The sequence below is a fragment of the ANME-2 cluster archaeon genome (assembly GCA_019429385.1).
Classification (GTDB): domain Archaea; phylum Halobacteriota; class Methanosarcinia; order Methanosarcinales; family Methanocomedenaceae; genus Methanocomedens_B.
In genome coordinates, this window is record JAHYIS010000024.1 from 35,131 (window position 1) to 42,282 (window position 7,152).

Consider the following 7,152-nt stretch of genomic DNA (forward strand, 5'->3'; position numbering starts at 1 on the left):
TAAAGCATAATTGTTATATTACCTGCATACAATAATGTCAGCAATGTATGGGTCGTATGATATTCCGTTAAAGATTGAGCATGAAAGTTTCTCTCTTTCAATTGAAAAGGCTGGAAACTTGCATATATACAAACGAGAAGTTTTTTATGGAACTGAAGAGAAGGTCCTGTTGTTCGATGATGCAAAGATCATATTGAATCCCATCGAGCCGGTGAATAAACCCAAGAATATTACCGCATTTTTGCTTATAGAATTTGAAAAGCCCTTTGTAGTAGGACCGGGCACATCCAATCCTGTCTATATAAAATTCCCTATCGAAATAGGTGTTTTTATATCAAATAACAAACAATTTGAAATTCTTGATGTCCTCACGCTGGTTAAACAAAAGTTCACCCTGTACGGTGACCCGGCCAGAGGTATGATATGCAAATACTGGAAGAGTGAGGTCTATCCAGGCATTCCTGAAGCTGACCCGATGATGGAAGGAGTCATGGAGGTCAAGATCGAGAATACAACATCCCGCTGGATCGAAATATCAAAAGCCGTGTTCAATGCGTATGATATGAGGCTTTATTATAATAATGACATGGTTTCCATGAAGTCCAAAATGAAGATAATGGGCGAACAGATAGCAAAAACGGTTTTTTTCAATTCCCCGATTAGAAACGAGATGGAAAAATCCATCGAGCGCTATACTGCGGGTAAAGTCTCAGTAATGGGTCCGAAATTCATGATGGAGGGGGGTCTATGAACGTTACTGACGTTTTTAGCTCCATACCTGGCGGGGATGGCCCGGTCTTGAAATTCCTCATAGTCCTTCTGACCATTATTGGAGCAGTCTTTGTCAGTAAGGTAGCCACGATCTATCTCAGAAGAACTCTCAAAGAGAAGATGAGCAAAGACCACCTGGAGATCATTCTCAAATTAACCTCATACTCAATCATTATTGTCGCTATTTTATTCTTCATGCTTCCGGCCCTGAATGTTGAACCCTCAAGCATACTTGTGGCTGGCAGTGTTGTTGGTTTCATTATAGGTTTTGCCAGCCAGAATATCGTAGGCAACATGGTATCGGGTTTGTTCCTGATGACCGAGAGACCCATAAAGGTGGGCAATATCGTGAACATAGATGGAAATTCAGGCACAGTAGAGGATATTACCCTGATCTCCACCATTATCAGGACCTATGATGGATTATATGTGAGAATACCAAACCAGACAGTGTTCACAACGACCATTACCAATTATGTGGCCAATGTGGCCAGAAGGTTCGATTATGTGGTGGGGATACGCTACAACGACGATGCTGACAAGGCCATAGAGATCATCAAAAATATCATCGAAGATCATCCTTTTACCCTCAAGAACCCATCGCCCGTTGTGTTCGTGGATAATCTGGGGGATAATGCGGTCAATATTGTTGTCAGGATATGGGCGCCCAGTACCGATTGGTATGGAGCTAAGACCGAGCTTCTCTGGATAATGAAGAAAACTCTGGAGGAGAACGGCATGGAGATCGCTTTCCCGCAGCGCACATTATGGTTCGCCAATGAGCTGCAGAGCAAGCAGATAGATAAAAAAGAAGTACCATCTGGTAATGGATAGGAATCAACAATGGCTCTTCGTCAGATTGAGATATTTATTCCCTCAAAGGAAGAATATCGCGTTCAGGACGCGTTGAAAGACTTACCGGTCCTGGGAATATGGCAGGAAAGGTTTTCAAAGGATTTCATCCAGATAATAATACTTCTTGATGCAGAGACTAGTGAATTCGTTCTTGATAGATTGGAACAAAATATATCCCTGGTGGAAGGATACAGGATAATAATTCTTCCTGTTGAGGCCACTCTGCCAAAACAAAAACCATTACATGAAAAAGTACCTGAGAGGGAAGAACCGGTCCTGGAAGATAAAACCAATGAAAAACCCGCCAGGATAAGTCGTGAAGAACTCTATTCTGATATTGAAGAGACCATCAATCAGACCAGGATATTTATTGTCCTGGCCTTTTTATCTTCTGTGGTTGCTGCTATTGGCATCCTGCAAAATAATGTTGCTGTTATTATAGGCGCAATGGTTATCGCCCCCTTACTGGGCCCGAACGTTGCACTCTCGCTTGCAACCACTCTTGGTGATATTGACCTGGCCAAACGGGCCCTGAAAGCCAATATTAAGGGTATACTTACTGTCCTTTCATTTGCTGTAATTCTGGGATTTGTGTTTAAGGTAGACCCGAATATCCCCGAACTGATTTCCAGAACAAAAGTCACTTTCGGTGACATTATTCTCGCCCTTGCCGCAGGCAGTGCAGCTGCGCTGTCATTGACCACAGGCGTTCCAAGTGCCCTTATCGGTGTCATGGTTGCTGTGGCCCTGCTCCCGCCGCTTGTTGTTTTCGGGTTGTTGCTGGGGCAGGGAGAATGGGTATTGGCAACGGGGGCACTGCTTCTGGTGCTCACGAACGCGATATGCATAAATCTTTCAGGTGTTGTGACCTTCCTGATACAGGGAATACGTCCCCGCAAGTACAGGGATGCAGACAGGGCCAAAAAGGCGACAATAATTGCTCTTATTCTGTGGACATTTCTGTTGATATTGCTCGGAGTATCGATTGTTCTTTCGCAGAAATGGTAAAACATTCACGTAACTTGTTCCAGCAGGTACATCATGTCCGTAATCCGGAACAGGTGCACTGTACTCTTTCCTGTCAGACCTGCCTCTATCCTGTTCCTTACATCCCAATAGTCATCTGGTTCCACATGAAAACGTATTACAGCCTTCCCCACTCCATTCTTCCTGAGAGAATGGTTTATTGAGTTACAGTCGAATGCGACCCTGTCAATCACACGATATCTATTCTTAAAAAATGGTGAATCAATGTTCGATTCCGAGGTTAAGAGGCTCCGCCTGGCATCGATCTTTACGAGGCTCATATCAATGTTCAATTCGGCTGCAAGCTCCCCCAGCAGTCCCGCCTTCACCACAGCAGGGTCTGGCTCAAAAGCATAGGTCAGAAGTTCGTTAACCTCTGGTATTCCGGTCGGTGCTGCTTCACCCGACTTCAGCCTGTAATACATATCCCCTTGCAATACCACAGCCGACCTTTCACACTCCTTCAGAGGCCCGAAGTACAGCGTCAGCCTGTTCAGTTGCCCATCCAGGCTCAGGTACTCCCTTTCACAATCAAAATCGATCCGCTCGGGCGGCATCTGTGGCGGTGCCTCGAAAGCGAAGCTGCCGGTAACATCCCTGTACGCCTCCAGCACCTTTGGTATCCCGGGTCGCAGGTTATCGGTCTGCCGCATATCTTCAGTGGCAGGCCGGGCCGGGTCGCTGAAAATAATGTCGGCATCGGCAAGTTGTTCCATCACCTGCGGCGACAGGGCATCACCCTCAATAAAGGTGATATTGTCAACGCCATACACTCCCGCATTACGGCGGGCGCACTCAAGCCTTTCACCGTCTATATCCACTCCATAGACCCTGCCGCATTCCTCTGCGAAGCAAATGGTCTGCCCCCCGATACCGCAACTGATGTCAGCCAGCACACCGCACGTAAGCCTCCCGGCCCGGTAGCTGGCCACTATTTCAGGCGTGGCGAATCGCACTCCATCACCGCAGGTATATACAGGCTTGCTGAACTTGGGGCTTCTTATTCGTTTCATTGGTCAACCTTAATTGTTTGCTAACTCTACAACTTGCTTATTTGTGTGATTCTCTAAATCTTCTTTATTCAAATAAGACTGATAATCTACCTTTTTAGTCAGAGTATTTTTGATTAATCCTTGATTTGTTTATTTAATTTCTTATCAGTTAAGTGAAGATAATTCTCATTTGAAACAATGGATTTACCTGTTTTTTGCTCTATTTCTTTGCGGGTATTCTTTGCAATAGTACCACCTTCAAGAGCAGAATCTTTGCATTCACTAAATCCCTGCGAATCTTTTGAGATTGTGATGTCTGTTGTTGCTTTTTCGCCAACCATTGTAAGGATCAACTCCCAGTCATTCATATGGTCTCTAAGGTTCTGGTTGTTTTTTTTTACCTTTTGAATTTTTTATATTCACCGACTGTTTTACCAAATGTAGCTTTCGATATCTCATTGGTAAGTATCGCAAAGTCTTTTTGCTGCTGAATGTCCCTGTTTTTCCATTCATCTGTCAAATCCTGCCTGATTGCTATGCCCCGGAGTCTCTTTTCAATCCATTCCGCAGGGTATCCTTTAAGCTCGTAATAGTCCTTGACTCTGTCCTGTGCAATTTCGGGGTTTTCTATTTCCTGCACCCGTTCATAACCGACTTTAGCGAGCCACCTTTTGAATGGTTCGACTTTTGGGGATGAGATGGACTGGATTACCCTGAACATGGACTCTGTATTTGCGCAATCTGTGCTGTAGTATTTACCATCAGATGATGGCAGTTTCAGTTGTACGATTATTTCGTACAACTGGAATCCTTCCTCATCAAGCTTGATTTTTAGATCAGACCAGTATCTTCTAGGTATGGAACTGTCTGTTAAGGCTCCCACTATATCAACAACTGAAAAATACCATTGTCTGTCGTGCCAGATTCTTCTTATTTTAGCACTCTCAAAAACTACAAGTGCATCATTTGAGTCCATTTTATTCCACCTGAAGGGATTATCCTGTATTGCTAAGTTGGTGTCAGGGATTAAAAAGACTGGGGGAGCAGAGTGAAAGTAATTTAATAAATTATGTTTGCTGAGTCCAGCTCATGTCCCCTCATTGAACCCCGCGACAATCTGTATCTCTTCGGGGGTCAGGTCGTAGAGTTTATAGACGAGCTGGTCGATTTGGTTTTCAAATCCTGTTTTATTTTCAAGTTTTCTCTTTTTAGATCTGGGATGTCCTTTTGCACTACTTGCCATGTCAACTCCAGATCAGTTCCGAAGTATTTATGGATAAGGACATCTCTCATACCGGCTATTTTTTTCCATGGAACATCAGGATAATTGTTCTTAACTTCGGTAGGTAAATTCTTGAAAGCTTCTCCTATGATTTCTATTCTACGAATAATCGAATCCTGAAGTTGAACTGATTCAATGAAATCACTGAATGTTTTATTTGCGGTATAATTTTCAATAAGTTCAATACTCTCTAAAATATGGTCTATAAATACTTAGGAATCTTTTTTCATAGTATCACTTCCTGTTCGCGAAGTATCCTGTCCTTTAAAAGAGGATGCAGAGAATTGTATGTAAGAACATCAACCTTCCTTTTCAGCATCTCTTCGAGTTCTAATTTTAAGCCTACAAGGTCAAGCAGGCTTTTTCTCTCTTTGAATTCAATGAGAATATCTATGTCGCTTTCATCAGTCAATTCTCCTCTTACAACAGAACCAAAAAGGGATGCACGTTTAACGTCATTCTGTTTGAGTGCATTGAGAATTTTCCCTCTTATTTCGATTATTTGTTCATTCATTTATGTAACCTTCTTTTTGATTCATTTTAATTCCCCTCATTGAACCCCTCGACAATCTCTATCTCTTCGGGGGTCAGGTCAAAGAGTTTGTAGACGAGCTGGTCTATCTGGGATTCCAAGAGTTGTACCTGGGATTGTTTTTGTGGGTTGTCGGGATAGTCGGGGACGCTTCGGTTTTTAAGATTCTTCCCGCAATCTTGCGTCAACCTTTGCGTCAACTCTTGCGTCAACCTATTTAATGACATAATATATTGCCCTGCCAGCACCTTTTTGCTCAATAAGATCTATTTCGGTTAGCTTTATAATTTCCTTATGCGCTGCCTGGCGTGAGATTTTAAACATCGTTTGGATTTCGCCGCTTGTTATTTGCCCATTTGAAATTATATTTTCCATAATTTTCATTTGCTTTTCTGTGAGTGCAATCTGTCCCCTGGATTCTTTTTTATGTTTTTCCAGAGAAAGTTGTAGTGCCTTCTCTTTTACCTTTGTGATGGAGAGAAGAACGCCATCTGTGAAATATTCAAGCCAGTCGGTAAGATCGAGTGTTTTCTGGTCAACTGATTTTAAAGCGTGGTAGTATGCATTCCTCTCGCTATCGTAATAGTCATCAAGTGCAAAAAATTTCTTAATATCAAATTCCCTTCCATAAAGGATAAGTGTAGCTAATGCCCTTGCTGTCCTGCCATTACCATCAATAAAAGGGTGGATTCTTACAAATTCATAATGTGATATGCCTGCAACAAGGACAGGGCTGAACTGGGATGAGGTATTTGAGTTGAGCCATTCTATGAACTTGGCCATTAACTCCGGCACTTCTTCGGGGGGCGGAGGCATAAAAATAACCTCTCCTGTTATCCTGCTTCCAACATATACCTGAAGTTCTCGATATTTTCCTTCATGCTCAGGATTTTCTAAAGTTTCTGTTGTTATATCCCTCTGCAATTTCAAAACCGTTTTTTCAGTGATCTTACCTTGCTCCTGATAATTATCTATATTATCTAAAACTTTAAGATAATTAATCACTTCCTGTTGCGCTTTTCTTGTTGCTGTGACTTTTCTGCCCTGAGCAAGCTGGCTGACTTCTTCTAATGTTAGAGGATTTCCTTCTATTGCTGTGGATGCATGTGCTGCTCTTATCAGTGCATCTCTTCTGAGCGAGATTTCCCATTTTGGCACGAGATAGGCGTTGAGAATGGTCTCTCTGGCTGAGGCTATGTCAACGAGATTTTTGACCATCCGGTGGGTGTACCTGAAGTTCGGGTTAAAAATTCTATTCACCTTCTTTAATAGAATTGAACCATGTGTATCTGGCATCAGATGGATTTTCTGAGTTCATTGTCATTTCCCCTTATTGAACCGCCGAGTTGCGCTTCGGCAGGACGCACCCACGCAGAGTTGCCTCTCTGCAGACGGCGCCCACCGGCGGCGCTTTGCGCCTTGGTAGGGCAATTGTGTTTCGCGGCGATAGCCGCCCCAGTCTGGCAGGACTCTGGCTCCATCTCATTTCCCCTTATTGAACCCCTCTACAATAGCTATCTCTTCGGGGGTCAGGTCGTAGAGTTTGTAGACGAGCTGGTCGATTTGCTTTTCAAGAGTTTTTACGCGGGCATGTTTTTCTGTTAGGTCGAATTTCATGAATTAATCTCCTTTTCGATCCTCATTAGATTGTTCTTCAACCAGTTTTCTTTGTTTCTTTCCTGTTAAGTGAAGAT

9 protein-coding genes and 1 pseudogene are annotated in these 7,152 nt (G+C 43.1%); 3 read left to right on the forward strand and 7 right to left on the reverse strand.

Translation table 11 applies throughout. From position 1 onward, the window contains the following. The first annotated feature begins 43 nt into the window (after positions 1-43). Genes K0A89_08930 through K0A89_08940 form a run of 3 tightly spaced genes read left to right on the forward strand, consistent with a single transcriptional unit; the run spans position 44 to position 2,634 of the window. On the forward strand, positions 44-751 hold the full coding sequence (locus tag K0A89_08930) for a DUF432 domain-containing protein (protein ID MBW6518609.1): 708 nt from the start codon (positions 44-46) through the stop codon (positions 749-751). Further along, the gene (locus K0A89_08935; protein MBW6518610.1) at positions 748-1,605 is read left to right on the forward strand and encodes a mechanosensitive ion channel family protein; all 858 of its coding nucleotides are present in this window, start codon (positions 748-750) and stop codon (positions 1,603-1,605) included. The genes K0A89_08930 and K0A89_08935 overlap by 4 nt, the downstream gene beginning before the upstream one ends. 9 nt (positions 1,606-1,614) lie before the next feature. Beyond that, positions 1,615-2,634, forward strand: coding sequence for a TIGR00341 family protein (locus tag K0A89_08940; GenBank protein ID MBW6518611.1), 1,020 nt, complete (start codon positions 1,615-1,617; stop codon positions 2,632-2,634). Between the two features lie 5 nt (positions 2,635-2,639). Here the strand turns inward: K0A89_08940 and K0A89_08945 are convergent, their stop codons facing one another. The 7 genes and pseudogenes from K0A89_08945 to K0A89_08975 form a co-directional block, all read right to left on the reverse strand. Next, positions 2,640-3,665: a methyltransferase domain-containing protein gene (locus tag K0A89_08945; protein ID MBW6518612.1), complete on the reverse strand. Its 1,026-nt coding sequence runs from the start codon at positions 3,663-3,665 to the stop codon at positions 2,640-2,642. A gap of 113 nt (positions 3,666-3,778) precedes the next feature. Beyond that, positions 3,779-4,012: a hypothetical protein gene (locus K0A89_08950; protein ID MBW6518613.1), complete on the reverse strand. Its 234-nt coding sequence runs from the start codon at positions 4,010-4,012 to the stop codon at positions 3,779-3,781. 29 nt (positions 4,013-4,041) lie between these two features. Further along, positions 4,042-4,620, reverse strand: a complete 579-nt coding sequence (locus tag K0A89_08955; GenBank protein MBW6518614.1) for a Bro-N domain-containing protein — start codon at positions 4,618-4,620, stop codon at positions 4,042-4,044. Positions 4,621-4,778: 158 nt separating this feature from the next. Next, positions 4,779-5,156, reverse strand: a pseudogene (locus K0A89_08960) (DUF86 domain-containing protein). Beyond that, positions 5,153-5,440, reverse strand: a complete 288-nt coding sequence (locus K0A89_08965; protein MBW6518615.1) for a nucleotidyltransferase family protein — start codon at positions 5,438-5,440, stop codon at positions 5,153-5,155. Before K0A89_08965 ends, K0A89_08960 begins: the two are co-directional and overlap by 4 nt. Positions 5,441-5,466: 26 nt before the next feature. Beyond that, positions 5,467-5,685, reverse strand: coding sequence for a hypothetical protein (locus tag K0A89_08970; GenBank protein MBW6518616.1), 219 nt, complete (start codon positions 5,683-5,685; stop codon positions 5,467-5,469). Beyond that, a complete protein-coding gene (locus K0A89_08975; protein MBW6518617.1) occupies positions 5,672-6,754 on the reverse strand; it encodes a Fic family protein in 1,083 nt (360 codons plus the stop codon). Before K0A89_08975 ends, K0A89_08970 begins: the two co-directional genes overlap by 14 nt. Positions 6,755-7,152: the final 398 nt, after the last annotated feature.